Below are 25,069 nucleotides of genomic sequence, written 5' to 3' on the forward strand. Positions count from 1 at the left end.
TGTTTTGCCCGGGGGGGGGGGAACCGGGGGGGGGGGGGGGGGGGGGGGCCCGCTTTGCTTTGGCAGGTGAGGGGGCCCCCCCCCCCCGCCACCCCCTAGCCACCCCACATCAGGGGGTATTAGTGATGGACGTCACATTGCGAATTGATGAGGCGTCAAGAAAGCCGCAGGTCAGAACCGTTTGGTCAGAATCTGCGCCGCTGGTCTTCGCGGGCGTGGCGGGCGGTCTCGCCCGCTCCGGTGCGGACACCGGTCACCTGCTCGGTGAACTCGGCGAGAGTGATCCTCGGGCTCACCTCCTCCCAAAACCTGATCAGGTCCTCGGACGCGCGCGCGTAGGCGACGTGCGAGGGGCCGCTGAACAGAGAGGAGGGGTCGACACCGGCGGCGCGTGCCTTGCGGTTGAGCATGAACCCGTTCGTGTAGTCCTCGGCGGCGAGCTCTTGCAAGTAGATGTGCTCTCGGTACATCTCGCGGATTTCCTCGCGGCTGTACGCCGACCGCTGGGAACGCGCTTCGAGCTCGCGCTCGTACACCCACCGTTCGGTGGCGGACATGTGCTCGGTGCCGTCCGGGCCCTTCCGGACGTCGGCGCCGTACGCCCCCCACTCGTCGGGGTCCGCCGGGGGCGGGTCGTCGAGGTCGACCGGGTGCATCGCGTCGTCGAGGGCGTTCCGCGCGGCGAGGGTGTCGGCCACCGTGGCGCCCCCGAGCGGCGGGGGCGGGGCGGGCGGGTGCCGGCGGTCAATCTCGGCGGCGATCCGGGCGGCGTCGTCGGGCCGCGCGTACCGGATGCCCCACACGAGCAGCTCGTCGTCGAGCCCGGACAGGTCGGCGACGAGCCGCCCGCCGGGGAACAACTCGGCGAGGGCGCGGCGACGGTGCGCCTCGGCGCCGATCGCCGGACCGTCCTCGGGGACGTTGCGGGCGCGGGCCGCGAGGTCGCGGTCGGACATGCCGACGAGATCCGAGCGGATCGCGGGCATGGCGGCGTCGAGGTCGCGCCGGTCGGCCTCGGCCATGACGCGCAGCATCTGCTCGTCGTCGAGGTGCGGAGCGATCCGGGCGAGCTCGTCGTCGCTGAACGGGGTGAGGTCGTCGACCATGCGCCCGCCGGGCCGGACGCGGTCGAGCAGGTCGGCCAGGTCGCGGCGGTCGCTCTCGTCCCGGATGCGGTCGAGGTCGCGTCCGTCGAGGACGCCGGGCCGGATCGCCGCGCCGAGCTGCTCGTCGGCCATCTCGGGCAGCGTCCGCTCGTCGCCCGCCCGGACGCGCGCGGCCTCGACCGCGTCGCGCGGTGGGGGCGGCGCGGTGCTCGGGAGGTTGCTCGCCCCGGGCTGCTCGCGCTCGCGCCGGCGGATGAGCTCGGGGTGCGCGGCGAGGTGCTCGCGCATCTTCCCCTGATAGGCGCGCACCCGAGCCTCGGCCGCCCGCTTGGCCTCGGGCGTGAGGGCGGCGGCGCTCTTGTTCTTCCACTTCCGTATGGCGCGCTCGATCGCCCGCTGTCGCTGTGAGGCGGCGTACCCGTCGGGGTCCTCGGAGTGCTCGACCGGCGCCCGGGTCACCCCGGGCAGGTAAGCACTGGTCGAGTGTCGGCAGTTGGGATGTTGCAGACCGGCCCGCCGCGCTTCGTCGAGCGATCCGGCGACGTGCACCCGCACGGTGCGGCCGTCGTCGGTAGCGTGTTCCATCTCGACAGTACGGGCGCCGCCCGGTCCGCCGAGCGCGAGCACCTCGCCCTCGAATGGGGCGCAAAGATCGCAGTTGTGGGGGGCGTTGGAGACGATCACGAGCTCGATCCCGGCGGCGCGCAGCTTGTCGCCGTGCGCCTCGACCGCAGCGCGGCCGACGGCCGTCCGTACGGCCATCTCCGCGTAACTCGTCATCTGCCACGACCGGCCGCGGCGGTCGACGAACGACCGCAGACCCCGGTCGGCGAACCGGGACATCGCCGCTTGGGTGGCCTGCCGGCGGGTGTCCACGCCGAGGAGCGGGGTCGCCGACGACTCGGCGATCACCTGCCGGTAACCGTCCTCGACGCCCCGCAGAATCCCCCGGTGCGTCTCGGTGACGAGCTCGATCGTCTCGGCGGCGATCCGGTCCACGGCCCGGGTGCCCGGGGTGCTCTCGGCGATCCGGCGCACGTCGACGTCGGAGAGCGCGCCGAGCTCGGCGAGACCGGCCCGCGCCCCGACGTCGTACGCCTCGGTCACGGCCGAGAACACCTCAAGCTGCATCGCCGTGCCGAGGGCGTCGACGACGCCCTGCGCCGCCCGCCGTAGCGGCTGGATGTCCCGCAGCTTGGCGACCGCCCACCCCGGAGCCTCGAACCCGCCGTCGAGCTGCCGCGCGACGAGCGCGAGCAGCCGCTGCTCGGCGTCCGCGTACAGGTCGCGGACGCTGGTCGAGAGATCCTCGGCCATGGCGGGGTGGATGGGCACGAGCACCCCCTCGCGCTAGAGCAGTGCCCCCGCCTGCATCGGGTCGGGGACGACGGCGCCGCTCTCCGTGAGGATGCGGTCGGTCTCTTCCTGTACGGCGACCGAGTCCCACTCGGGGTGCAGCATTCGGACCTTGGTGATCACGGACACCGCCTGTGCCTGCTGCAACAGGGACAGGGTCTGTGCGAGCGAGGACGCGTCCTCGGTGATCGAGTCGCCGAACGCGACGGTCGGCCGCACGGGCACGATGCGGGGGGTGAACCATCGCCGGTCGAGCAGCAGCATCACGTGCAGCATGTCGGCGACCGGCGGTGACCAGTACCGCATCTTCTTGGCCCGGGTGGTCATGGACCGGCGCTCTCGGGCCCGGACCTCGGTCGCGGTCACGGCCGCGCCCTGGTCGCCGATCCCGAACGTGCCGACCGAGTAGCCGGCACTCTGCACGGCCTGCCGGGTGGTCGCCGCCGAGGTTCGCTCGTGCTCGTCGACCCTGATCGCGAACTGCGAGAGGGTGATCTGATTCCCACCCTGCTCGGTGGGCGGGATGTTCAGGAGCTGGAAAATCTCGCGGTCGTCATCGAACGACGCGCCCTGTCCGGGACCGTGGTCGCGCAGGTACCCGTCGGGCACGAGCAGCCGGGCGCGGGCGAGGCGCAGGTCGCGAATCCACGATGTCCATGTCGTATCGAGAGCGTCGAGCAGGTCGTAGATCGGGGCGGCGTAGTCGGAGCGTCCGAACGCCGAGCCCCTGTTCTTCCTGTTGGGCCGGATGTTGGGGCAGTAAGCGGCGGTGAGCTGCTCGATCCCGGTCTCGATCGCGTCGCCCTCGGGGCCGAGGCTGACGGCCAGGTCGGCGACCTCGACGTGCTCGGTCAGGGGAACCCGTACGCCGAGGTTGTCGGCCGACCCTTCGTAGAGCGCGTGCAGGATGCGCCCCGGCTCGTGGTGTTCGAGGTGCCGCCACACGGTGGCCGAGGTCGAGGTGAGCTCGCGCCAGAAGGTGACGGCCGTCAACCGTCCCCACCGGAAGGTGGGCACGGCGGCGTCGGGGTGGACGCTCGTGAGCAGGGGGCGGTCGGCGAGTGACCGATCCCATGTGACCCGCAGGTAGACCGAGCCGAGCGCGGCGGCGACCTCGGCCGCTTCGAGGAGCGTGTTCGCGATGCCGTCCGACTCGGCGAGCTCGTCGAGCCGGTCCTGCGTGGCCGTGTCGGTCACGGTGAGGGTGGGCGGCTCGGAGAACAGCAAGTCGGCCGAGGCGCTCGCGATGTCGCCGGCGAGGGGGATGTGCAGCCGCTGATCGCGAACGTCCGGCCGCGGCTGACGGTCGCGCCCCCACAGTCGACGGCGGCCGTCGCGCCGTACGGGACTGTCCCGGTACACGGTCGTCAGCTTCTGGTGATCTCCGGAGTACCAAGCGTCGTCGACCTTGATCTCGGCGTAGTGCCGGGCGAGCTGCGGCGGCGGCCACGCGACGCCGTTACTGGGCAGGGGCACGGTGCACCCCCCGCCGTCGTCTCGTACGGGCGCGCGCCGCCGAGCAGCGTCGGCAGTGCCGGGTGCCGTTCGGAGCGACGTAGGTCGTCGCCGCGTCGAACTCGTGACCCCGGGCGCAGTGCGTCTGTCGCGCACGGCGCGCGGCGGGGGACACGCCCCGCAGGATGTTGGTCCGGTGACTGACCACTTCGAGGTGGTCGGGGTTCACACAGTGCCGCCGTCGGCACAGGTGGTCGATCACGAGCCCCTCGGGGATCGGTCCCCGCGTGAGGGTGTAGGCGACCCGGTGCGCGTACTGCGGTCGACCACCGACCTTGAACTGCCCGTACCCGTTCGGCTTGACGTGCCCGGTCCAGTCCCAGCAGCCGAGAGGCCCGTCGACGATCTTCGCGAGGAACCGGTCGGTCGGAGAAGGGGACACGCGATCACCCCCTCGACCTGCTCGGGCCCGGGGCGCGGCGAGGCAACCCGGGCGGGAAGGGGGATTCAGACGGCGGTCGTCAGCAGGTGGCGCCACTCGTGCGCGGTGCTGTGGACGACGTACCTCAAGGCGTCGACGCTGTGATCGTTGATCTTCACCGGCCGGTCTTCACCGCGCGCCGCGGCTTCGTCCGACCACACGTATTCGGGGAGCTCGGCGAGCAGCCCCTCGCACGACTCATGGATGAGCAGCAGACCGGCGTCGAGCGCGGACGCGACAGAGCGAATCCCGCTGATCACGTCGTTCTTGGCCTTGGTCACCCCGGGGTGACCGTCCGCCCAAAGCTGCGTTGAAAAGCTGCTCGCCGAGGGGTCGACGAACGTCCACTCGGGCTCGACATCCAACTCGTCGAGCCAGTCGCGAACGGCTCGGCTGTACTGCGCGTCGGTCAACTGCCGGTGTCTCGCACGGGAGTCGTGCCGCCACTCGCTCGTGACGTACAGGCGGCCGTCGTCGCCGAGCCCGAGGGTCAGGGCGGCGAACGGGTTGACCGTCCCGTAATCGACCCCGGTCCAGTACCGGCGCATCGGGGGGAGCTCGGTCACGACGTGCCGCTGCTCGTCGTACATGTCGAAGACGCTGCCCTCGGCGATCACCCAAGCGCCGTCGATCATCCGCCGGCGCCAGAGTCCGGAGTATTCGGCGGACAGCGCGGCGACGTACGCCGGGCTCAAGCTCGGGTTGTCGGCGAGGCGGAAGTGCCACGACGCGAGGTCGAGCTCGTTCTGCCGGTCGAGGTAATTGACCTTGAACCAGTGCCTCGGCGAATCCGGGTTCGTGGTCCCGAGCAGCCGTGCCCCGGGCACGCTCAACCGGGCGAGCAACTGCGTAAAGAAGCCCTCGGGCATGAGGGTGATCTCGTCGCAGTAGGCGAGCGAGGCGGTCAGACCTCGCAGCCTGCCCTCGGCCCGAGCGTCGCTCGCACCAACGAGGTGGACGACACGACCGAGGATGATCGCCGTCGTCGCGCCCCGGGTGTGGCGCACCTCGGCGGCGACCGGCCCGAACAGTGCGGGATCGGCGAGGGGTTCGAGAACGTTCCTCTCGATCGTCTGGAGACTGCGCCCGCAGATCAGGATGAGCCCGGACGCCGGCGCCCGCCGGACGGCCAGGAGAAAGGCCAAGAGCGAGGCGATCGTCTTCCCCGACCGCACGCTGCCGTGCCAACAGCAGATGCGGGCGGTCGCCTCGCGGATCGAGCGAACTTGCTTGTCGGACAGGGGCGGCGGCGAGGGGATCACCCCCCGTCGGCGTCGTCTCCCGTCGGGCCGAGCAGCGCGTCGGCGAGGCGGTCGAGCATCGAGCCCCCGGTGCTCCCGGTGCCGCTCGTGCGGGCGAGCTCGGCGACCTTGGCGTGCACCTCGGTCAGTGCGCGGGCGGCGGTGGCGTAGTCGCGGGCGTCGCGGGCGGAGTCGGCCACGCCGACCCGCTCGACCTGAGCGAGGGCCCCGTCGAGGGCGTCGTCGGCGAGCTGCTCGCGTCGGGCGGCGGCGTCCGCGCGCCGGGCCTCGGTGGCGGCGGCGACGCGCGCCCCGCCGCTGAACGCGAGACCGAGGTCGGCGGCGATCTTCGAGACGGTGGCGGCGGCGCGGCCGGTCTCACGGGCGATGGCGTTCCGGGACTTCCCCTCGGCGTGCAGGGTGCGGACCGCCTCGCGGTCGGCGTCCGTGATCGAGTCGGCCACCGGATCACCTCCCGGACATGCGAACGCCCCGCCACCGGGGGGAGGGTGGCGGGGCGTTGGAAGGGGGGATTGTTTCCGGGCACGCCGGAGGCGCTCCCGACTCTAGGTCACGAATCGATAACGGCGCAACTGTTTGTGATCACCGGTTCAACGGGTGTGCATCCTCGGCACCCCGAGCGACCCGTCGCGGCGCACGGGGTACACCAGAACCGAACCGATCCGCCTGCGGACGTCGCGCCGCTTGACGACGTCGTACCGCAGACCGCTAACCGCGCCGCCCAAGCGACTCAGGGCGAGCTCGGCGGTCGGGGCGGAGACCCGCCCCCACCCGTCCGCCCCCGGGACGTCGACCCGCAGCGGCTGCCCGCTCCGGGTCTCGGCGACGGCGAGGTACGAGACCGTCTCGGCCCGCATGTCCTCGAACCCGAAGATCGCGACCACGGCCGCATGGTGCGCCGCATTCCGCGTACGGCTCCCCTCGACGATCCGGGTCAGGGTCCCGTCGGCCGCGCGGTGAGAGACGTCCCAAGGGCCGTCCGAACTCGACGGGTACCTGCGGATCACCCGGTACTCTTCCCCGCCGCGCCAGAACACGCCCTCGCCGTCGCGCGAGCCGTACTCGACGTCGAGCAGATTCGGGGACCCGGGGAGGTCGCCGGTCGGCACGAGTTCCTCGGCGGCGATCCACGATGGCGCGCCGAGGTGCCACATCACGTAGACCGAGCCGGACGGCACCTCGGCCGGGGGCGTGCGCATCGTCAGCACGACGCCGATCGCGTCGCAGCCCTCACCCCGGGCGGGGGCCTTGACCCGCATGTCCGGGCGCAGCTCGGGACGGACGACCGGCGCGGGGGCAGGGGCGGCGGGGGTGGCGGCGTCAACCTTCGCGATCAGCTCGCGCACGGCGGCGGCGCGGGTCTTGCAGTCCAGAACGAGCAGCGGCATCGCGGCGTCGGCGTCGTCGCTCCACTCCATGACGCGCCACGTCTCGACGTAGCGGTACACGTAGTGGAGGGTGCCGCCCCGCCAGAAGGTGTATCCGTTGGCCTGTCGCGTCATCCGGGGGAGCGCCTTCGGGTCTCGCTCGTCGTCCTCGGGGGCGAGGGGGGAAAGCTGCTCGGGGTAGTTGTAGCCAACGCCCCCGTTGTCGAACTCGATGCAGACGACGGGCTCGGGCTTCCCGAATCCGTCGGGCCGCTTGTGGAGCACGGTCCCGGTGACGTCGCCTCGCGAGTGGCAGATCACGCGGGCGTCGGGGCGAACCTCTTCGTAGCGCATGGGCATGGGTGTGACCTCTCTCCGGGCTTCCGCCCTGCCGTTGGGGTGTACGTACACCTAAGCATGAGGTGTACGTACACCTCAAGTGGTCCCGCTGGATTGGTGTACGTACACCCGGCTAAAGTTCGGGCCATGGCCAATCAGCCCAAGACACAGCACCGGTCCGTTCGCATCGGCGACGCCGAATGGGCGGACCTCAAGTCACGCGCGCCCGGAGGGGATCGGGCGGCGGTGATCAAAGAGCTCGTGGCGTGGTACCTGCGCCGCCCGGGGGCCGAGCTGCCCGAGCGTCCGCCGGCACCCGGGCCGGCGGACGCTCCGAGCGAGGACTGACCGGCTCGGTCACGCTGCGGTGGGGATGTCCACCCCGAGCGCGGCGATCAGCTCGGGGAGGTCGTCCCACTCCCACACCCGCGCCCGTTCCCCGCTGTCGAGGGGGACGGGCGCGGCGCATGTCCGCCCACCCGAGCAGGTGACGCTCGGCGGCCCGTCGGGGGCACTGTGCAGGGTGAGCTCGCCCCCGCACCACGGGCAGGGTTCGGGCAGGGGAGTCTCGCGCCGGTCGAGGCCGAGGGCGCGCAGCACCCGGGCCTCGGCGATCCGGGCGGTACGCCTCGCTTCGTGCAGCAGGTACAGCGGCAGCACCTCGAACGGCGGGGCGCTCACGGCGCCGTCGAGCTCGTGCTCGGGGGCCGTGTCCTCATCGAGCACCCGCCCCTCGATCCACACGCACGCCCAGTGCAGCCCGTGCCGCCTGCTGCCCGCCGCACGGTGGCTGTCGGGCGCGCGGGGGTCGACGCACACCCACCCGCGCGGGTCGCCCTCCCCGGTGCGCTGGACAGCGGCGGCGAGGGTGTCGGCGAGATCGAAGATCAGCCGCTCGACTCCCCGCCCCGCATCAAGGGCGGCGAGGTTGAGAGGGGCGGGGTGTTCGCGCAGCACGAGCGGCGCCCGGTCCTCGACGAGCTGCTCGTCGTCGCCCTCGCGCATGGTGTGCGCGAGCTGCCTCGGCGGCCAGTGGTCCGCCGGCGGCGTCTCGATCGCGAGCAGCAGCGCCGCCCACTGCCCCCGGATCGTGCGCAGGGCGCGCACCGTCTCGTTCACAGCCTGTGCGTAACTCATCGGTCCCCCTGTCCCGCCGCCGCGCGCAGCGCCTCGGCCTCGGCGGCGTACTGGTCGCGCTCGGCCTCGATCTCCCGCATCGCCTGCTCGGCCGCCTCGACGCGGTGACGCAGCTTGAGGGCCGCCGCCTGCTGCCCGCCCGCCGACCGGCGGAAGGCGTCGCACTCGGCGACCTCGGCCGCGGCCAGGTCGCGCAGTTGCCGCGCGTCGGCTCCGGTGAGAGCGCCTCGGTCGGCGCGGCCGAGCAGGACGAGCAGCGCCTCGCGCCGCTGGTCGCGGACCGCCTCGCGGGCGAGGGTCCGGCCGCGCCGCGAGCGGGTCCGGGTGTGGGTGGTGTTCATTCTTCGGTCTCTCCGTTCTCGGCTCGGCGGGTCGTCGAGCAGGTGGTGCAGGTGTTCGAGCAGGGGGTGCGGTCGAGGCGGCGCAGTTCGCGGTCGAGGCGGTCGTCGATCCGGACCGCGTAGGCCAGGGACGCGCCGAGCGCGAGGGCGAGCACGACGGCGAGGCCGAACAGGGCCGGGCTCATGGGGTTCTCTCTTCGTTCGTACGGGCACGGCCGAGCAGGCGGGCGAGGGAGCGCCGAGCGCGCGGGGCCTCCCGCGCGCGAGGCGCGACCGGTCGCGCGCCGTCGTGTTCGTGGTGTCGGTGAACACCGGCGTCCTGCGCGCGACCGAGGTCGTCGGTCACGTGCCATCCCTCGACGGCGAGGCGGTCGGCGAGCGAGGCGACGAGCAGGGTCGCGAGGTGTGGGTGCACGTCGATCTCGTCGGTCAGGTGCGCGGCGATCACGGCGCGGGCGGCGGGCGGGATCATCGGGCCTCGCCCCCGCCGCTGGTGTGCCGGGCACGGGCGTCTCGTCGAGGTGCCGGCGGTTGGCACATGATCCGGGCGAGGCGCACCTGCTCGTCGTCGGTCGCCTCGGCGCCGAGCTCGGCGACCACGGCCTCGACGCGCGAGGGGTGGACGCCCGAGAGCGGTCGCCGACCCTTGCCCCGGTTGCGGAAGGACGAACGGCACTGCTCGTCGACGGCGGCGAGGCAGTAGGGGCACGGAACCGAGAGCGGGTCCGGGACGCCTTCGGCGACGAGCTGCTCGCGACGGGCGCGGGACGGCCGGAAGCGGGCGAGCTCGGCGGCGGCGTGCGCGGGCATGTACCTGCGCGGCCCACTACCGACGCCGGACATCAGCGCGGCGAGACGTTTCTGCCCGCCGTGGTCGATCTCGGCGCGGTACTGCGCCGGGGCGGTGTGCCCGGTCGCGACCGCCGCCCGGGTGCCGAGCAGCTCGGCCCGCCACGCCGCCGGGTCGTCCGGGTCCGCCGAGGGCACCGGGTCGGTGTGCCGGTTCATGAGCTCGGTCCGGTGCGGGCCCCAAGCGGCGAGCAGGTCGTGCGGCTCGATCGGCCGGTATTGCGAGGAACGGTCGCCGCCGCGCTGCTCGTAGTACCGGCGGGTCGCGCGGGCGGCGTCCCACCCGGTGGTGGGCATCGTGGCCGGGACATCGGCGACGGCGGCCGTCCACTCCGAGATGGTGCGCGCGGCCTGCTGCGGGTCGGCGAGTGCACGGCGCACCCGCGAGTCGAGCGTTCCGGCGAACGCCAACAGGGCGGCGATCTGCTGCTCGTTCATGGGGTGCTCTCCTTCGGGACGTTCAACAGGGCGAGTCCGGCGGCGAGGTTGTCGGCGTAGGCGGCGGTCGACGACGCCGGGCGGGGCGCCGGGGACGACGGCCGGTCGAGGTCGGACCAGACCTTGAGCCAGTAGCGGGCCGCTTTCGGGGCCTCGCCCGGGACGGTGCGGCGGGCGGCGAGGTCAACCAGGGCCTCGACGCCGTGCCGCTGCGTCAGCCGGTAGACGTCGCGCATCTCCCCGAGGCCGAGGGACCACCGGACGGTGATCGAGGCCGCGGCGAGGGCGTCGTCGAGCGGGCGCAGTTCGGGAATCAGGGCGGCCGAGCTCGCGCGCGGCTGCTGCTGTTGTGGTGGTGAGTAGGTAGGTACGTTCTGGGGGCCGCCCACCGGCCCCCCGGGGGCCGGTCCTCGGCCCTCCCCCGGGCCGGTGTCCGCTCCCCCCGGGGCCGATGTCCGGCCCTCCCCGGGGCCGCCCACCGGCCCCCCGGGGGCCGATTCCCGACCCGGGCTGAAATCCGGTCCGGGCCGGTCCTCGGCCCCCCGCTCGTCGAGGAGCGGCAGACGATAGACCGTCTCGCCCCCGGGCCCGGTCCGGCCGTCGACGACGGCGAGCTCGCCCGAGGCGAGCAGGGCGTCGACCGCCTGCCGGACGGTGGAACGGGCGGCCCGGGTCCGCTGTATGAGCGCGGCCGTACCGGCGTAGGCGACGCCGTCGGCGCCGGCGCGGTCAGCTATCGCGAGCAGGACCAGACGAGCGGCGCCTCGGGCGCGGGACCGGGTCCATACCCAATCCGTCGCGGCGAGGCTCAACGGACCTTCTCCTTACGGGATTCGGGTCGCCGGGCGGTTCGGGTCGCCCGGCGAGGGCGGCGGGGGTGTGCAGGGAGCAGCGGTGGCCGACGACGTAGCGGCGAGCGCCGACGGCGCGGCAGTAGGTGCGCGCGGTCCCGTCCCAGAAATCGCAGATCACGTGTCGCCCTGGTCGAGGCGGTGGAGCAGCAGCCGCAGGGCCGCCGCCGCCTGTTGCGGAACGACGCCGTTCCCCAGCGCGCGGAGCTGAGCGGAGCGGGACAGGCCGGCGACGCCGGTCACGTGGTGCTCGGGCACTCCCATGAGCCACTCGACGAACCGAGGACTCAGTCGGCCTCGATCGTCAGTTGGCCGGGGAGCGGGGCGGGTGAGCCGCTCCCAGCGGTGGACGGCTGCGCCGTAGCTTCCCCAGTCAACGCGCGGGGCGTCGGCGTCAGCCGTGCCGCCGTGCTCGACAGGGTCAGGCTCCCGTCGCCGTACCTCTGGTTCGGGCTCCCTTTCCGCCCGTCGCTCGCCCTGGGCGTCGGGAGCAACATCGCCGCATCGGTCAAGGTCTCCCCGTACCCGCTGCTGTACGGCGTGCTGTCCGTCCGCCGGTTCCTCGTCCCCCGCGAGTCGGCCACGACGGGTGTCGGTAGCAGGTGCTCGACCTCGTCGGCGAGAGTCGGACCGTGCCCGCCGCGCTTGCGCTTCGTCGGGTGCTGCGACCCGCCGTTCACCGCGAGCTGCGCGGTCGGGGTCTTGAGCAACGCGACCACCGTCGGCAACTGGCCCATCTGACCCCCACCCTTGTAGTCCCGTGCCGCGGGTGTCGGCAGGCCACGCGAGGACGAACACCCGCTCTCTTTGGTGGGGAGCGCCGATCTCCGACGCGCGTACGCACGCCCAAGTCGCATCGAACCCGATGCCGGCCAGGTCGCCGAGTACGGCGCCGAGTGCTCGCAGAGCAGGCTTACCGCCTCCGTCTCCCAGGCACCACGGGCACGGTTCCACGTGGCTACCGGCCGCCGTCGAGAGGAGCCCACGGACATTTTCGATCACCACCAATCGGGGGCGCAGGAATTGGATCGCCCGAGCCACATGGACCCAGAGGCCCGAGCGGGTGTCCTCGGACATGCCGCGCCGCTTTCCGGCGAGGCTCACGTCTTGGCAAGGGAACCCGGCGGTCAGAACGTCGATGGGTTCGACCTCGGAGAAGTCGGCAGTGGTCAGATCCCCGAGGTTCGGCACCCCGGGCCAGTGGTGGGCGAGGATGCTCGCCGCGCCCGGGTCGACCTCGCAGTGCCAGGCGACAGAGCCGCCGAGCACCGTTTGCACACCTAGGTCGAGACCGCCATACCCCGAGCACAGACTGCCGATCCGGGGACCGGCCGCCGTCACTTCTTCGGGCCCACGTACCGGGCGTAAACCCGGTGCTCGACCCGTCCCTGCTCGACGACCGACCGCGCCACGGCCTCGAACTCGCCGGCGGGGTACGCGGACAGTCGGCCGGTGCGGATGGCCTGTGCGGCGGACGATGCCCGCGCGATCGAGGCAGGCCGCTGCACGATCCCCCACTCGTCTGGGTTGTCGATCAGCTCCATCGCGATCAACGCGTGCTTGGTGTTCCGGCTGCGGGGCGGCGGCCCCGAAAACTCAACGCTCACAAGATCCCCCATGTGTTGCTGAACACGAACAGCCGGGGCAACGAGCAGCCGTTATGGGCCGTTCGTCTGTTGCTGTTCTCGAACAAGAACAACGTAGGCAGGAGGGAAACCGCACGTCAACGGACTTCCGGACTGGGCAGTTCGGGGCAGTGGCTGCTTAGATGTGCCTGTTCGCGTTCTGCGACAAGAACGGAGATGAGAACCCGTGTCCCCCATAGGCGGCGAGAGCTCGACGCCCTTCACCGACATGGTTCGCGAGGCGCTCGCCCTCAAGGGCGCCACTCTGCGAAGCGTGGCCGAGCGGGCCGTCGACCCCGAGACGGGCAAGAAGCTCCAACACACCACCCTCGCGAAGATCGTCAACGGCGAGGGCTACCGACATGACAAATGGATCGTCGGCGCCGTCGCGGCGGCGACCGGGCGCGAGCCGTCCGAGGTGCGCCGAGCGGCGGCGGCCGAGTGGGTCGGTCTGACGGCCGACGACATCCTCGGTGCATCAACTCCCGAGGTGTCCGTCGTCGTTGCGTACAAGCCCGGAACACGTCCCGAGGAACTGACGTTGGTTAAAGAAGCCCTCAAGAAACTTGATCTTGAAGACGCAACTATCAGGGTGCTTGGGGAGTCAGATCAGGAGCCGTAAGCAGGTGACCTGCGGTGATGGTCGCGCTACTGTGGAACGGCCTTTGACTCGGGCATATGTTCGAGCGAGGCACTCGGCTATGCCACGAGGGGGGCATCTTGTACCGCGTCCGCCGTACCCGACTCGACGACACCGCACCAGCAGCAGGCCGCGCCACAGCCGACCGGCGCGACATCCTGCTCGACGATCGACACATCACCAACACGGGCGCCATAGCCCTTGAGGCTGTCCTGAACGCCCTGCCCCCCACCGCCGGCGGCCAGGACAGAGCCGAAGACGACGCGTGTCCCAACGCCTGAGCGGGCGGTGCGCGAGTAGCAGAAGGGGGCCGCACGGCGTTGACCGTGCGGCCCCCTTCTGCGTGTCGGAGGACGGGTGTACGGTTTGACCTACGGCCCGAGCGAGGCAAGTTCTCGCAGGTCAGGACACCTCTACTGCGTGCCCAATGCGTGCCCAATGCGTGCCCGAACGGCTCCGAACCGGTCGTCAGGAACTGGCACGGGGTAGCAGGTCGACAGGCTTCTGACCTGCGGTTTCGGTCACAGGGCAGCACCCGACGGAAGTATCTGACAGGACCTTTCTGGGGCTCGTAATGCGTAGGTCTCGGGTTCGAATCCCGAAGGCGGCTCGGAATTACCCCAGGACTCACTCGCCGTGACCTGGGGTTTTTTCATGCCTTCTTCCTGGGTGGGCGTGCGGTGGCCGGGATGCGGAAGCCCGTGCGTGAGTGATGTGTGAGCAGCGGGATCGGCTTCCTGAGGCCGCGATGTGCGGGGCGGTGCCGAACCGGCCGCCTGAGGCGGAGCGAACGTCTCGCAGCTCGGCACCGGTACCGCCTGTTCGCTCACCGTCCGGGGAGCGAACAGAACCCGCTGAAGCACCACTCAGGAGGGCAGGGAGACGACCTGCCAGGCGACCGTTCCCGTGGCTCCGGACATTGCGGTGATGTCGATCGGCAATCGCGCCGGAGCGTTCTCCACCCGCCGGCCGGCAGGTACTCCGTCGCACGGCACTGACCGCGGCGCCTGGTCGGCGATGACGACCTTCACGTTCCCCGTACCGACACAGACCACGGAGACCTTGTAGGCCATGCCCTTCTTGAGCGGGGAAAGGTTGTGGACGCCCTCTCGGACCCGTTCCAGACCGGATTCCACGAACTCCGGATCCTCCAGCGAGACCGTCTCCAGCGCGGCCTTCGCACGCTTTCCCCGCTCTTGTTCGTTCTCCCCTCGGGGCTGCTCCGTCGCGGTCGGCTTCCCCGTCGCCGACGGAGTGCCCGACGGCTTTGCGCCGCCGGTGCATCCGGCCGCCAGGAGGGAGAGGAGAAGGAGGGGTGCGACCGCGGTCGATGGCTTGCGCAGAACCGTCACGAGTTCGTCTCCCGGTAGTGCCGGCCGACCTCGGAGGAGGGCAGTTCGGCGGTTCCGCTCTCGAGGAGCTCCTTGCCGCAACGATCTTCGCCGGTCTCGTACTCGGCCCGCGTGACGGAGCAACCCCAGGGACCGTACGGGAGATGCCCGTACCTTCCAGTGGCCGCGTTCCTGCGGTATTCGTGACCCACGGAGCCCCCGACTCCTCCACCTCGACCACCATGGTGCCGCCCGGTCCGTCCTCGAAGGACGGCCCTCCCCCCGTCGGCCGGCATGTGGATGCCGGTCTTCGAGGTGATCGCGATCCATGTGCGGCGAGGGTTGTCGCATGTCCGGGTGCCGAACTCCCCGTTGCCGGAAGCCTCCGGCGGCTGCGCCGGCGAGTCGTCCTCGGGTGCGGCCTCCTCGACGGCCTCCAGCGGAGCGGTCACGGGTTCCGGTTCCCCGATCGCCGCGCGAGCCGGAGGGGCCGAGCTGCTCAGCAGAGCCGGAGCCAACACCGGGACGACGGTCCCTCGTGCTGTGAAACGCATGCTTCCCCCACGTCCAAGACTGGTTGTGGGGCCACCTGTCAGGTCGGTGAGGTGGCCGCGCACGGAGACCGTAACCGGGTTCGTGGGAGACGGGGGAGAGGGAAAACGATCTTCTGAGCAAGAATTGAGGAAGCTGCATTTCGGCCGACGGCAGCGCCAACTGGCCGCTCTTGTATCGCAGTTCCATGCAGTATGTGGCTGATCCGGCTGTGTGGCGTCGGCTGGTCCTGTTGGCCGGGTCGCCGGAGAGCGGGATGCCGTGGCGGGTGGTTCCGCTCCGCCGAGGGGGTGCGCGGCGGCAGAGCGCGGCGGAGAGGGCGCGGCCCCGTGCCCGTCCATCGATCGGCGCGTCGCCACGACGTGGACGCCGGCCCGCTACCGCCACCCGGTGCCACCCGGAACGATCTTGCCGGGCCTCGTCATGGGCAGGTCCCGGGTCCGGATCCCGGAGGCGGCTCGGAGGAACCCCGGGTCGCGCACTCCGCGGCCCGGGGTTTTCCGTCGGCCGGGGGTGGGGCGGTCGGGGTTCCAGGGGGTGTCAGAACTTCGGGGCTCCTACGAGGTCGTCGGCCTCCTCGGTTCGGCCGAGGGAGCGGAGGGTCTTCTCCAGGCGGTCGCGGGTGGCACGGGTGGTCGAGTGGTCCCTTCCCGCCGTGCGTTCGAGCCTCCGGAGCAGGTCCGTGTCGGCGGCGCGGGCCGACTCGTGGTCGCCGAGGCGGTGGAGGGCGAGGGCGATGTCCGCCGCCGCGCGCAGGGTCGGCAGCGCGTCCTCCCCCGACGTGCGGGTGCGCCGCCGGTGGGTGTCCCGGTGGAGGGCCAGTGCCTTCTGGTGCCTGCCGAGGCCGAACAGGCTGTTCGCGAGGTTCTCCGTGGCCAGGAGCGTCGTGTCGTCGTCCTTGCCGAGCCGTCGCCGACAGCGCCGTACGGCGTCGTCGTTCACGTGGAACGCCGCCCGGTGGTCGGCGAGCCGGTTGAGGCAGGCGCCCAGGTGACAGGCCGCGAGGAGGGTGGCGGGGGCGTTCTCGCCGAGGGTCCTCGACCGGAGGAGGAGGATCCTTTCGAGCAGGGGGCGGGCCCGTTCCGCGTCGCCCCGCGCGGACAGGCAGGCGGCGAGCCGTTCGGCGGCCCGGAGGGTGTCGGGGTGGGCCTCGCCGAGCCGTTCCCGCCAGTCGTCGTGGACGGGACCCGCCAGCAGGACGCCGAGTTCGGCGCGGTCGGCCTCGCAGAGGTGGCGCAGGACCCGGATCAGCAGGTCGCGGAACCGCTCCGGCTCGCTGTGCGGGACGCCGGCCTCGCGCAGATAGCCGAGGAGCGTCTGGACGTCCGCCGTGAGCAGGCGGTACGAGTTCCAGGTCCGCGGGTCGCCCGGGTCGAGGTCCGGCGTCGCCGCGAGCCGGTCCCGGGCCGCGGCGCACACCGCGCCCGGCTCGGCGGGGCCGGTGCGGAACAGGTGCAGGAGGTCGGCGTGCGCCCGCCCCACCGCGGGGTCGACGGCGGGCGTCATGACGCGGGGCCGGGGGCGAGGTGCGCCAGCCGGACGCCGTCCACGACCTCGGGTGCCGGGCCGTCCGGGGAGACGCAGGCGAGCCCGCGGGCGACGGCCGAGCCGAGGACGGCGACGGCGTCGGTGCCCAGCGCCTCGATCAGGGCGTCCGGTGCGTGCTGGAGGAGGGACATGCCGAAGGGCCAATCCGTGGAGACGGTTTCGTAGAACCTGCGCAGCGCGACGGCCGGCGCGCGCTCGAGCAGGACGGGGAACAGCCGGGCCACGGCGTCGGCGGGGATCCAGTGCTCGCCGGGCCAGCCGGTCCGGCAGCGTTCGGCCTCGTGCAGCAGGCCGACGGGATCGACCAGGTCGCCGATGCCGGGGGAGGCGGCCAGGACGGTCAGCGCGTCCACGCCGATCGCGGAGCCGTCGCGGGCCTTCGCGGCGACCTCCCCGGCCAGCTCGCGGAGTTCGGCCCGGTTCTCGGGCCTCGCCTCCGCGCCGAAGGCGAGCAGCTCGGCCGCCGCGGGCAGCGGGCCGTTCTCGAGGAGTCCCCGCAGCCGCCGTACGAACGAGGGGCTGAGGGCGGCGCCGGGAGCGGGGGTGACGAGGTCGACGGCCGCCGCGTAGATCGGGTCGTCGATGCGTGCCGCCGGCGCCCGGAAGGTGTGTCCGGGCACCGCGCGGGCGATCCGGTGCTCCTGGTACGCGACGGCGGCCGTCGCGCTCTTGGCCATCTCGTCGTCCTGGTGCGGGGCGCGGGCGAGGCTGTTCCGGTGCACCTCCACCGCCACGGGAAGGGGCCGTTTCCGTGCGATCACGTCCGCGGCGAGCACCTCGGACGCCCATACGAGCAGGGACTGCGTGTGGGCGTGGGACAGGGAGGTCAGCCCCCGCAGCGCCTCCGTGTCCTTCTCCCGGCAGCCCAGGGCGCGCACGGCCAGTTCGAAGCGGACCCGGAGGTCGGGACGGGCGTAGGCCCATGCCTTCTGGTCGGTGTCGATCGGCTGGAAGGTCCACCGGTGGCGCGGCAGCTCGGCGAGCGCGCGGTCGATCTCCCGGGAGAGGGCCTCCGCCTCGGGGCCGTGACGGGAGTCGCCGCCGACGGGGCCGTGGGCCACCCGGTGCAGATCCGCGAACCCGATGGCCCGCTCGCCGGGGTCGGCGATCGCGTGCACGAGGGCGGCGGCCCGGGCGGGGTCCCGGTGGGCCAGCCGGGCCGCGAACCGGCGCACCGTCCCGGCCATGGTGCCGGTCGCGCGCAGTTCGACGGCGCGGATCACGTCCGCGGGGTCGCGGTAGAAGTGCCCTCGCGCGCGGGCGGCCCAGTGGTGGCTCGTGTTGAACATGCGCGTGAGCGCGTGGATGTTCACCTGTGCCAGGGGGGTGTCGGCGGGCGGGGTGCTCGACTCGGGCGACGCGGTCGTGAACCCCTGACCGGCGCTGTCGTCCCCGAGGAGCGGGGCGGGGTGCTCCACGTCCCGCAGCACCTCGTCCAGGAGCGCGGCGGCCCGGGAGAGCTCCCCCCGGTCGGCGTGGAGGTGGGCGATGTCGGTGAGGAGCTCGTACCGGCTGGGGTGACCGAGGATGCTCCTGGCCATCTGCGCCGCCCTGGCGAGGTCGTACTCGGCCATGCGCCGGGCCGCCGCGCCCAGGCCGTCCAGCCTCTCCCGCGCGGCCCACTCGTACCCCGCCGGATCGGCCGGCTCCTCGGGGACCCCGGCGAAGACGTCCTCGACGAGCCGCATCCCGTCCGCCCGGTCCGACGTCCCGAGGGCCTTCCCGGCGCGCAGCCGGTCCCAGGGGCCGTCGGCCCACGCGAGGTACCGGTCGACGAGGGCCCGCGCCCGCCCGGGCGATCCCCAGCGGGTCCAGAGCTCCGCCGCGCCGAGGAAGGCGTTGCCCCAGTGGCCGTTGACGACCACCGTGTCGAGACGGGACAGCAGGAAGCGGGCGGTGACCGGGTCCACGTCCTCCAGGACCGCGGCCGACGGGACGAGCCGGTCGGCGAGGTGGCGCTCCTCGGTCACGTCGAAGACCTGGGCGCGCACCTCGGCGAGGAGCCTCCGGCAGGTGTCCGGGTCGTGTGCTGCCCACGCGGCGGCCAGTCGCGCCAGGGCCGTCACGCGGACGTCCGGCCCCACGGCGTCCGCGGACCGCTCGGCCGCCCACAGCAGCTCGGGGGCCCGCGCGGAGCCGGCGCGCGCCGCGAGGTCCAGGTAGTCCTGCCAGCGTTCGCCGCGGATCCTGCCGACGAGGACGCGGGCGCGGTCCACGTCCCGCTCGGCGACGGCGGCCGCGCGGTACACGGGGTCCGGTTCCTCCCCGGGGCGGGACGTCCGGTCCGGGGTCTCCTGGCCGTGCCGCCACAGCCGGAGCGCGCGTTCGAGGTCGTGCGGGGCGAGCAGGGTCGCGGCCGTCCGCAGTGCCCCCCGGCCGGAGTCCGGGGTCCGGCGTTGGTCGGTTCCGTGCCCCGGAACGGTCAGGGCGGACTCGACCAGCAGGTCCAGCAGGTCCTCGCGCGACGTCCCGTCGGGGCCGGGGCGCGCGTGTTCGAGGATCTCCCGGAAGGCCCGGAACCGCTGCCACGAGGGCCGCAGCCCGGCCGCGCGCTCCAGGGCCTCCTTGAGGCGGCCCAGCCGGGCGAGGAGGCCGATCGCCCGCGACGGCAGCGCGTCGCCCGACTGCGCGGCCTGCTGCCGTACGACCGCGAGGTAGGTCAGTGCGGGCAGTCCGGCGGCCACGGGCGCGTTGTCCGCGACGTGGTGGGCGATGTCGTCGACGAGTTCGAGGAACCGGCCCTCGGCCCCGAACTCGGCCCTGACGGCCTTGCGCAGACCGGGGCAGACCAGGTCGGCGGCGTCGTCGTAGCTGCCCGGCCCGGCCTTCAGGAGGTGGGCGACGAGATGGGCCAGGCCGTAGCGGTCCACCTCCGCCCAGTCCACCTCCGCCCAGTGCGGCGCGGTGCCCCGGTAGTGCCGCACGATCCGCTCGTGCCACCGGGTCTCGTCGACCCAGCACTCGGGGTGCTTCGCGTGGGTCTCCCCGGCCGTGAGGAACTCGCCGATCGAGGCGTGGAAGAAGGCGATCCGGTCGTCCCGGCGGTCCAGCAGCCACCGCAGGCCGTCGAGGACCCGCCGGGCGGGTTCCTCCCGTACCGGGGTGCCGGACAGCCGCGTGAGCTGGTCCTCCGTCAGCGGCTCGCGGGCCACGGTCAGTACGCCGATGAGCGGCAGGCCCACCCCCGCCCAGCCGCCCGGCCCCGCGGCGCCGTCCCGGGTCCGTCCGCCGCGCCCGCCCCGTGGCCACGGCGCGAGTTCCTCGCGGGCGAGCTCCACGAAGAAGCCGTACAGGCCGGTCAGGCTGCCGGGCACGCCGCCGAAGACGAGCAGCCTGTCGACCATCTCGTCGTCCTGCCGCGCGACGGCGTCGGTCAGCGCCCGCGCGTAGGTCGCGAGGTAGAGGAAGTTCCCGGCGGCCTTCCTGACCGCGTACCGCTTGGCACTGCCCGGCAGGTGGCCCCTGGCCCGTTCCATGCCGATGACGGCGTCCGTCTCCAGGACGCGGTCCGCGTAGGCGCGCAGGTCGCCCACGACCCGGGGCGAGCCCGCGTCGATGACGACCTCGGCGAGCCGTTCCTCCCGGGCCGACCGGAACAGCCGGAGCCCGGAGTGCGGCCGGGAGGTCATGACCACCTTGACGTTGGCGGGCAGTTCGGGGCCGCGGGCCAGCCAGTTCAGGAGGCCCTTCCGGGGGTCCGTCGTGCCGTCGTCGGCTATCTCGTCCAGCGCGTCGACCAGGAGGACGATCCTGGCTTCGGGGTCCTGTGCCGCCAGTACCTCCGCGGGTCCGATCAGAGCCAGGTGCGCCAGGTTGTCGGGGTCCAGCAGACGGGGTTCCAGCCGGGCCGTGCCGATCTCGACCCCGTGGACGGTGCCGGCGACGTCGCCGATGTCCTGTTCGAGCTCCAGGGTGGCGGTGCGGTGGAAGGGCGACACGCTGAGGTCGTCGATCCTGATCCCGACCACGCGGCCCTCGGCCTCGACGGAGTCGATGTGCTGCTTGATCACCACGGAGAGGCGTTCCGGCTCGAACAGCTCCGGACGCACGCGCGCGAGCTGGTGCCCGACGGACAGCAGGAAGGACTGGACGTCCCCGCCGGCGAGGGCGGTCCGGCTGTCCCGCCGGAAGAAGTAGCGGAGCCGGTCGGGACGGGCCCGCGCCATGCCGGCGAGCAGACTGGTCTTGCCCGCGCCCGGCTCGCCCGTCACCAGGACGTACTGGCACGCCTCCGGCTCCAGGGCCCGCTCGATCTCCTCGTACAGCCACGCGCGCTCGACGAAGTCCGCCTCCGTCCGGGACCGGACCACGTCGTCGAAGGCGCGGTCCGTGCGGGGCGGGGCGGTCACTCCTCGCCCCCCGTGGAGCGCGCGTCCCGGGCGGAGCGGACGTTTCCGGTGGAGCGGAGGGCCCGGGCGGAGCGGAGGTCCAGTCCGACCAGCGTTCCGCCGGGTGCCACGCGGCCGACCTCGGCGTCGCCCTCGATGGTGCCTTCCAGCCGGTCCGTACGGATCACGGTGGCGTCCCCGGCCACTTCCTCCGCCTTCACGCGGACGCGCACCACGGGGGCGTCGTCCGTGGCCGGGGGAACGGCGGATTCCGCCGGCCGCCCCGGTGCGGTCACGGCCCCGCGGGCCTTCGCGGCGGCGTCGGTGCCGGTGTCGGTATCGGTGTTGGTGTTGGTGTCGGTGTCGGTGTCGGCGTCCCGGTGGTCCTGCGCGGGGTCCGGCCTCCCCGCCCGCGCGCCGGGGATCCAGATCCAGGCGTCCCCCTCGTACTCCTTCTCCCGGACCCGGACGCGGCGGAACTCGTCCGCCGGAACGGTGGTGTACGCGGCTCCCACGGAGTCGTGGAAGACGGCCGCCGACACGGCGACGGCCAGGCAGGCGTCCGGCGCCGCCGCCAGGGCGTCGCGCAGGGGCGCGCAGTCGAGGACGCGGCCGATCTCGACCGGGGCCCGGCCGACGAAGCCGTTGGGGCCCGGTGAGGCCGGGCCGAAGTGGACGGCCGCCCTGAGCCTGAGCCGGGCCCGCGGCACCCGGTTCCGGTTGAAGGCCCGCAGTCCGGCGTCCAGGGCGCGCATGAAGGTGTCGACCAGGGCGGGCTCGTAGGCCCCCTCGGGCAGGACGGCGAACACGGAGTCCCCGCCCTCCTGCGTCTCCCAGCGGTCGCGGTCCAGCCCGGCGGCGCCGGACGCGCTGTCCAGCAGCCGTGTGATGCCCGCCTGGAACTCGCGCTGCGTCACCGCGTCCGTGCGGCCGTACCCCTTCGCGTCGACCGCCAGCAGCAGCCTGCGCCGGAAGGTTCCCGGGCCGCCGTGTCCATCCGTGCCGTTCGCTTCCATGACACCTCTCGCCACACGTACGTGAGGGGGGACCGCGTCTTCGCGCGAGTCCGCTGCCGCTCGCAAGTCCTCTGACGCACAGCGGACTTGGCCCACGGTAGACCAGTGCCCTCTCCCTCGTACGAGCGCCGGCACCGAAGTCGTACACCCGCGTCCGGGGGCGAACCCCGTACAAGTACGGAATTCGGGTGCCCGGAGTTCCACGGGGGGCGGGGAACCCGTAGAAGTGACTGGTTCGGCGCGGGCGGCCGGTCCCTACTGGACGGAACGCGCCGTCAAGGACCTGAGGAGAACTCCATGGCATCCGCCGGGCAGGCGGTCGGCAACCGCCCCGCGCAGTACATGTTCGCCGCCCTGCACGCGACCCATCAGCAGGCGGACGCGAAGGCCGGCATCCTGGCGGCGGCGCAGGCGGCGCTGGCCGGAACCGCGGGGGGCTGGACCCACCGGGCCGTGCTCGCCTGGGAGGGGGGCGGTGGAACCGGATGGTTCGCGGGGGCGCTGCTGGTGCTGTTCACCGGCGGGCTGATCGGCGGTGTGGTGAGCCTGGCGGCCGCGTTGAGCCCGCGGCTGCTGCGCGACGGGGGAGTCAACCGGTACAGCTTCCTCCACTTGGCGTCGGGGCCCGACATCCTGCCGGCCGGGGGCGCGGAGGGGTGCGGGGGCGCGTCCGAAGGCTCCTCCGCGAGCGTGTCCGTTTCCGCGGACGAGGCCGCCGAGCGGCGGGAGTTGTCGCTCACCGTGCGCTTCCTCGCCCGCGTCGCCGTGCGCAAGTACCGCTGCCTGGCGGTGGCGGTGGTGTGCACGGCCGTCATGGGCGTGGCCGCGGGGCTGGGGGTGATCCTCCCGACACCGGCGGTCTGACGACACCGGCGGCCTGTCGGCGGCAGTGCTCCGACGGCGGCAGTGCCCTGACGCACGCCCGGTCACGGCAGTTCGTCCGCCAGGTCCGCCAGCCGTCTGAGGCGGGGCAGGTCCCGGACGGTGGTGGAGCGGTAGCCGGTCTCCAGCAGTCCCTCCTCCCGCAGTTCGCGCAGGACCTTGTGGACGGTCGTCTCGGCGGCTCCGACCAGGGTGGCCAGCTCCGGCTGCGTCAGGCGGCAGCCGATCACCACGCCGTGGGGCCCGGGCGACCCGTGGGAGGCGGCGAGTTCCACCAGCAGCCGGGCCAGCCGGACCTTCGCCGGGTACCCGCGGAACTCCAGCCGCCGCCGGTTCGCCCAGCGGAGCCGTTCGGCGACGACGCCTGCCAGGGCCACGGAGACCTCCGGGAGGCGCAGCAGCAGTTCGCGCAGCGCGGCGCTCGGCAGCACCCGGACGGTCAGCGGACCGCAGGCGGTGACCGTCGCGGACCGGGGGGCGCCGGTCATGGCGGCCATCTCGCCCACCGTGTCCCCGGCGGCCCTCACCGCGAGGAGCGAACTCTCACCGTTCTCCACGGTCGCCGTGACCTTGGCGAAACCGGACAGCAGCAGGAACACGTGCCCGTCGTCCATCCCCTCCCTGAGCAGCACGGCATCCGCCTCGAACCGTTTCCGGACACCCAGGCCGAGCAGTTCCCGCCGGGCCGCGGGCGACAGCGACCCCAGCAGACTGCGCGCGGGCCACTCCTCCGGTCCGATGGTCTCGTTCACGTGGATCCCCCGGCTCCCTCTGCTTCTGCTTCCACTGCTTCTGCTTCTGCTTCCGCGACCGGACATCATCGTGCCGGTTCCGGCGCGGGGACTCCACCGCCGGGGTGCGGGGGCAGGCGTACGGCCGAGGAGCACCGGGCCCTCGAAAACACTTCGCGCACGCACGCGCGGGCGCGCGCGAGAGGGACTTGCCCTTGCCGGAGGCATTGGTCTAGTCCAAACTGATCATTGACGAAGCCTCTGCAGAGTCGGCCGCGCACGGCCCGCAATGCCGCCGCCGGTCATGAACGACAGTTCGCGGTCATCGGACGAGGGGGACGCCATGTCAGAGACGACGTCGGCCACGGGGCTTCCCCGGGGCGGCCCGGCCGGTGAGCCGGGCACGTTCGGACCGCGGCTCCGGGCGTTCCGCAGACGGGCCGGGCTGAGCCAGGAGACGGCCGCCGCACGGGCCGGGATCAGCACCAGGGCCCTGCGCGACATCGAGCGCGGCCGGGTCCGGCGGCCCCAGGCCCGCACCCTCCAGCGCCTCGCCGAGACGCTCGGACTGACCGGCGGCGAGCTGGCGGACCTGCTGGCCGCCGCCCGCGCCGGGACGCCGCGCGGCGCCGGCCGCCCCCGGCTCCTCATCCTCGGCCCGCTCTCCCTCCAGCGCGGCCGGACCCCCGTCCCCGTCACCAGCCCGATGCTGCGCCGCCTGCTCGGGCTCCTCGCGCTCAAGCACCCCGAGCCCGCCACCCAGCGGGAGATCACCGACACCCTCTGGCCGGCCGGACCGCCCACCTCCCACCAGAGCCTCGTCCACACCTACGTCAGCCAGGTCCGCCGGCTCCTGGAGCAGGACGGCCCCCGGACCGGCCCGCCGCCCACCGTGGTCCGCACCCCCACCGGCTACCTCCTCGAAGCGGCCCGGAGCCAGATCGACCTCGGCCACTTCGACGAACTCCTCGACCAGGCGGAGCGGCTGCACCGCACGCCCGACCCGCTCTCCGCGTACGAGGCGCTGACCCAGGCCCTGCGGTGGTGGCGGGGCCCGGTCCTCGCGGACGCCGACCCGGTGCTGCGCCAGCACCCCGCCGCCGTGGTGGCCAACGAGCGGCGGGTCAGGGCCGTACTGCTGCACGCCGACACGGCGCTGCTGCTGCACCGGCCCGGGGAGGCCGTCCCGGCGCTGTGGGACATGGTGAACGCCGAGCCGCTCCACGAGGGTCTGCACGCCCGGCTGATCCTCGCCCTCGCCAGCTGCGGCGAACAGGCCGCCGCGCTCCAGGTGTTCAACCGGCTGCGCGACCGGCTCGACGACGAACTGGGCATCGCGCCCGGCGCGGAGGTCCGCGACGCCCACCTGCGGGTGCTGCGCCAGCAACTGCCCCTCGCGCGGCGCCCCGGCCGCCCCGCCCCCCGCCCCGGCCG

Annotated in this window: 23 protein-coding genes and 1 pseudogene; 4 read left to right on the forward strand and 20 right to left on the reverse strand. The window is 73.1% G+C overall.

The genetic code is table 11. The annotated features are described in order from the left end of the window. Window positions 1–185: 185 nt before the first annotated feature. From ADL08_RS33945 to ADL08_RS33970, 6 genes are all read right to left on the reverse strand, one after another. Window positions 186–2,441 (reverse strand): phage minor capsid protein, encoded by a 2,256-nt coding sequence (locus tag ADL08_RS33945; RefSeq protein ID WP_078968453.1) that lies wholly within the window; start codon window positions 2,439–2,441, stop codon window positions 186–188. A gap of 15 nt (window positions 2,442–2,456) precedes the next feature. Then, a complete protein-coding gene (locus tag ADL08_RS33950; protein ID WP_053649986.1) occupies window positions 2,457–3,938 on the reverse strand; it encodes a phage portal protein in 1,482 nt (493 codons plus the stop codon). Next, window positions 3,922–4,359, reverse strand: coding sequence for an HNH endonuclease signature motif containing protein (locus ADL08_RS33955; protein ID WP_053649988.1), 438 nt, complete (start codon window positions 4,357–4,359; stop codon window positions 3,922–3,924). The genes ADL08_RS33950 and ADL08_RS33955 overlap by 17 nt, the downstream gene beginning before the upstream one ends. A gap of 65 nt (window positions 4,360–4,424) precedes the next feature. Next, window positions 4,425–5,657, reverse strand: a complete 1,233-nt coding sequence (locus ADL08_RS33960; protein WP_053650025.1) for a PBSX family phage terminase large subunit — start codon at window positions 5,655–5,657, stop codon at window positions 4,425–4,427. Next, complete coding sequence (locus ADL08_RS33965; protein ID WP_053649990.1) at window positions 5,657–6,103, reverse strand: helix-turn-helix domain-containing protein; 447 nt, start codon at window positions 6,101–6,103, stop codon at window positions 5,657–5,659. Before ADL08_RS33965 ends, ADL08_RS33960 begins: the two co-directional genes overlap by 1 nt. A 147-nt stretch (window positions 6,104–6,250) precedes the next feature. Next, window positions 6,251–7,381 carry a hypothetical protein gene (locus ADL08_RS33970; protein WP_053649992.1) on the reverse strand — a complete coding sequence of 377 codons (1,131 nt, stop codon included), beginning with the start codon at window positions 7,379–7,381 and terminating at the stop codon, window positions 6,251–6,253. Between the two features lie 132 nt (window positions 7,382–7,513). Between ADL08_RS33970 and ADL08_RS37440 the strand changes: the two genes are divergently transcribed. Continuing rightward, on the forward strand, window positions 7,514–7,714 hold the full coding sequence (locus ADL08_RS37440) for a hypothetical protein (RefSeq protein WP_159043132.1): 201 nt from the start codon (window positions 7,514–7,516) through the stop codon (window positions 7,712–7,714). Window positions 7,715–7,723: 9 nt separating this feature from the next. On the opposite strand, the gene ADL08_RS33975 is transcribed toward ADL08_RS37440, so the two are convergent. The 9 genes and pseudogenes from ADL08_RS33975 to ADL08_RS37780 form a co-directional block, all read right to left on the reverse strand. After that, entirely contained in the window at window positions 7,724–8,503 is a 780-nt protein-coding gene (locus tag ADL08_RS33975) for a hypothetical protein (protein WP_053649994.1), read from the reverse strand. Next, window positions 8,500–8,844 (reverse strand): hypothetical protein, encoded by a 345-nt coding sequence (locus tag ADL08_RS33980; RefSeq protein ID WP_053649996.1) that lies wholly within the window; start codon window positions 8,842–8,844, stop codon window positions 8,500–8,502. Before ADL08_RS33980 ends, ADL08_RS33975 begins: the two co-directional genes overlap by 4 nt. After that, on the reverse strand, window positions 8,841–9,029 hold the full coding sequence (locus ADL08_RS36930) for a hypothetical protein (RefSeq protein ID WP_053649998.1): 189 nt from the start codon (window positions 9,027–9,029) through the stop codon (window positions 8,841–8,843). The genes ADL08_RS33980 and ADL08_RS36930 overlap by 4 nt, the downstream gene beginning before the upstream one ends. Next, a complete protein-coding gene (locus ADL08_RS36935; protein WP_053649999.1) occupies window positions 9,026–9,316 on the reverse strand; it encodes a hypothetical protein in 291 nt (96 codons plus the stop codon). The genes ADL08_RS36930 and ADL08_RS36935 overlap by 4 nt, the downstream gene beginning before the upstream one ends. Further along, entirely contained in the window at window positions 9,313–10,131 is an 819-nt protein-coding gene (locus ADL08_RS33995; protein WP_053650001.1) for a hypothetical protein, read from the reverse strand. Before ADL08_RS33995 ends, ADL08_RS36935 begins: the two co-directional genes overlap by 4 nt. Then, the gene (locus tag ADL08_RS37445) at window positions 10,128–10,943 is read right to left on the reverse strand and encodes a hypothetical protein (protein ID WP_053650003.1); all 816 of its coding nucleotides are present in this window, start codon (window positions 10,941–10,943) and stop codon (window positions 10,128–10,130) included. Before ADL08_RS37445 ends, ADL08_RS33995 begins: the two co-directional genes overlap by 4 nt. Window positions 10,944–11,099: 156 nt before the next feature. Continuing rightward, window positions 11,100–11,246, reverse strand: a complete 147-nt coding sequence (locus ADL08_RS39115) for a hypothetical protein (RefSeq protein ID WP_324610457.1) — start codon at window positions 11,244–11,246, stop codon at window positions 11,100–11,102. A gap of 570 nt (window positions 11,247–11,816) precedes the next feature. After that, window positions 11,817–12,323 (reverse strand): annotated as a pseudogene (locus tag ADL08_RS39120) (DNA cytosine methyltransferase); the annotation flags it as partial. After that, window positions 12,320–12,589, reverse strand: coding sequence for a hypothetical protein (locus ADL08_RS37780; RefSeq protein WP_199837153.1), 270 nt, complete (start codon window positions 12,587–12,589; stop codon window positions 12,320–12,322). The pseudogene ADL08_RS39120 and the gene ADL08_RS37780, both read right to left, overlap by 4 nt. 205 nt (window positions 12,590–12,794) lie before the next feature. On the opposite strand from ADL08_RS37780, the gene ADL08_RS34015 reads away from it, so the two are divergent. Next, window positions 12,795–13,229: a hypothetical protein gene (locus ADL08_RS34015; RefSeq protein ID WP_053650009.1), complete on the forward strand. Its 435-nt coding sequence runs from the start codon at window positions 12,795–12,797 to the stop codon at window positions 13,227–13,229. Between the two features lie 884 nt (window positions 13,230–14,113). On the opposite strand, the gene ADL08_RS34025 is transcribed toward ADL08_RS34015, so the two are convergent. The 4 genes from ADL08_RS34025 to ADL08_RS37785 form a co-directional block, all read right to left on the reverse strand. Next, the gene (locus ADL08_RS34025; RefSeq protein ID WP_053650013.1) at window positions 14,114–14,599 is read right to left on the reverse strand and encodes a hypothetical protein; all 486 of its coding nucleotides are present in this window, start codon (window positions 14,597–14,599) and stop codon (window positions 14,114–14,116) included. Between the two features lie 1,071 nt (window positions 14,600–15,670). Beyond that, window positions 15,671–16,636 (reverse strand): tetratricopeptide repeat protein, encoded by a 966-nt coding sequence (locus tag ADL08_RS37450; RefSeq protein WP_053650016.1) that lies wholly within the window; start codon window positions 16,634–16,636, stop codon window positions 15,671–15,673. Further along, the gene (locus tag ADL08_RS34040) at window positions 16,633–21,027 is read right to left on the reverse strand and encodes an ATP-binding protein (protein ID WP_053650018.1); all 4,395 of its coding nucleotides are present in this window, start codon (window positions 21,025–21,027) and stop codon (window positions 16,633–16,635) included. Before ADL08_RS34040 ends, ADL08_RS37450 begins: the two co-directional genes overlap by 4 nt. Then, window positions 21,024–22,022, reverse strand: a complete 999-nt coding sequence (locus tag ADL08_RS37785) for a hypothetical protein (RefSeq protein WP_078968450.1) — start codon at window positions 22,020–22,022, stop codon at window positions 21,024–21,026. The genes ADL08_RS34040 and ADL08_RS37785 overlap by 4 nt, the downstream gene beginning before the upstream one ends. Before the next feature lie 297 nt (window positions 22,023–22,319). Here ADL08_RS37785 and ADL08_RS34050 point away from each other — a divergent pair, with 297 nt between their 5' ends. Then, window positions 22,320–22,886, forward strand: a complete 567-nt coding sequence (locus ADL08_RS34050) for a hypothetical protein (protein ID WP_053650020.1) — start codon at window positions 22,320–22,322, stop codon at window positions 22,884–22,886. 62 nt (window positions 22,887–22,948) lie between these two features. Here ADL08_RS34050 and ADL08_RS34055 read toward each other — a convergent pair whose 3' ends face one another. Beyond that, window positions 22,949–23,656, reverse strand: coding sequence for a Crp/Fnr family transcriptional regulator (locus ADL08_RS34055; RefSeq protein WP_053650021.1), 708 nt, complete (start codon window positions 23,654–23,656; stop codon window positions 22,949–22,951). A 322-nt stretch (window positions 23,657–23,978) separates the two neighbouring features. Here ADL08_RS34055 and ADL08_RS34060 point away from each other — a divergent pair. Then, on the forward strand, window positions 23,979–25,069 hold a 1,091-nt coding region (locus ADL08_RS34060; protein WP_159048516.1), incomplete at its 3' end, for a BTAD domain-containing putative transcriptional regulator.

The organism is Streptomyces sp. NRRL F-6492 (assembly GCF_001280125.1).
Classification (GTDB): Bacteria; Actinomycetota; Actinomycetes; order Streptomycetales; family Streptomycetaceae; genus Streptomyces.

Coding starts and splice junctions, on each gene's coding strand:
- ADL08_RS33970 (WP_053649992.1), bottom strand. CDS start 7,381: ATGCGCTACGAAGAGGTTCGCCCCGACGCCCGCGTGATCTGCCACTCG.
- ADL08_RS37440 (WP_159043132.1), top strand. CDS start 7,514: ATGGCCAATCAGCCCAAGACACAGCACCGGTCCGTTCGCATCGGCGAC.
- ADL08_RS33975 (WP_053649994.1), bottom strand. CDS start 8,503: ATGAGTTACGCACAGGCTGTGAACGAGACGGTGCGCGCCCTGCGCACG.
- ADL08_RS33980 (WP_053649996.1), bottom strand. CDS start 8,844: ATGAACACCACCCACACCCGGACCCGCTCGCGGCGCGGCCGGACCCTC.
- ADL08_RS36930 (WP_053649998.1), bottom strand. CDS start 9,029: ATGAGCCCGGCCCTGTTCGGCCTCGCCGTCGTGCTCGCCCTCGCGCTC.
- ADL08_RS36935 (WP_053649999.1), bottom strand. CDS start 9,316: ATGATCCCGCCCGCCGCCCGCGCCGTGATCGCCGCGCACCTGACCGAC.
- ADL08_RS33995 (WP_053650001.1), bottom strand. CDS start 10,131: ATGAACGAGCAGCAGATCGCCGCCCTGTTGGCGTTCGCCGGAACGCTC.
- ADL08_RS39115 (WP_324610457.1), bottom strand. CDS start 11,246: ATGGGAGTGCCCGAGCACCACGTGACCGGCGTCGCCGGCCTGTCCCGC.
- ADL08_RS37450 (WP_053650016.1), bottom strand. CDS start 16,636: ATGACGCCCGCCGTCGACCCCGCGGTGGGGCGGGCGCACGCCGACCTC.
- ADL08_RS37785 (WP_078968450.1), bottom strand. CDS start 22,022: ATGGAAGCGAACGGCACGGATGGACACGGCGGCCCGGGAACCTTCCGG.
- ADL08_RS34050 (WP_053650020.1), top strand. CDS start 22,320: ATGGCATCCGCCGGGCAGGCGGTCGGCAACCGCCCCGCGCAGTACATG.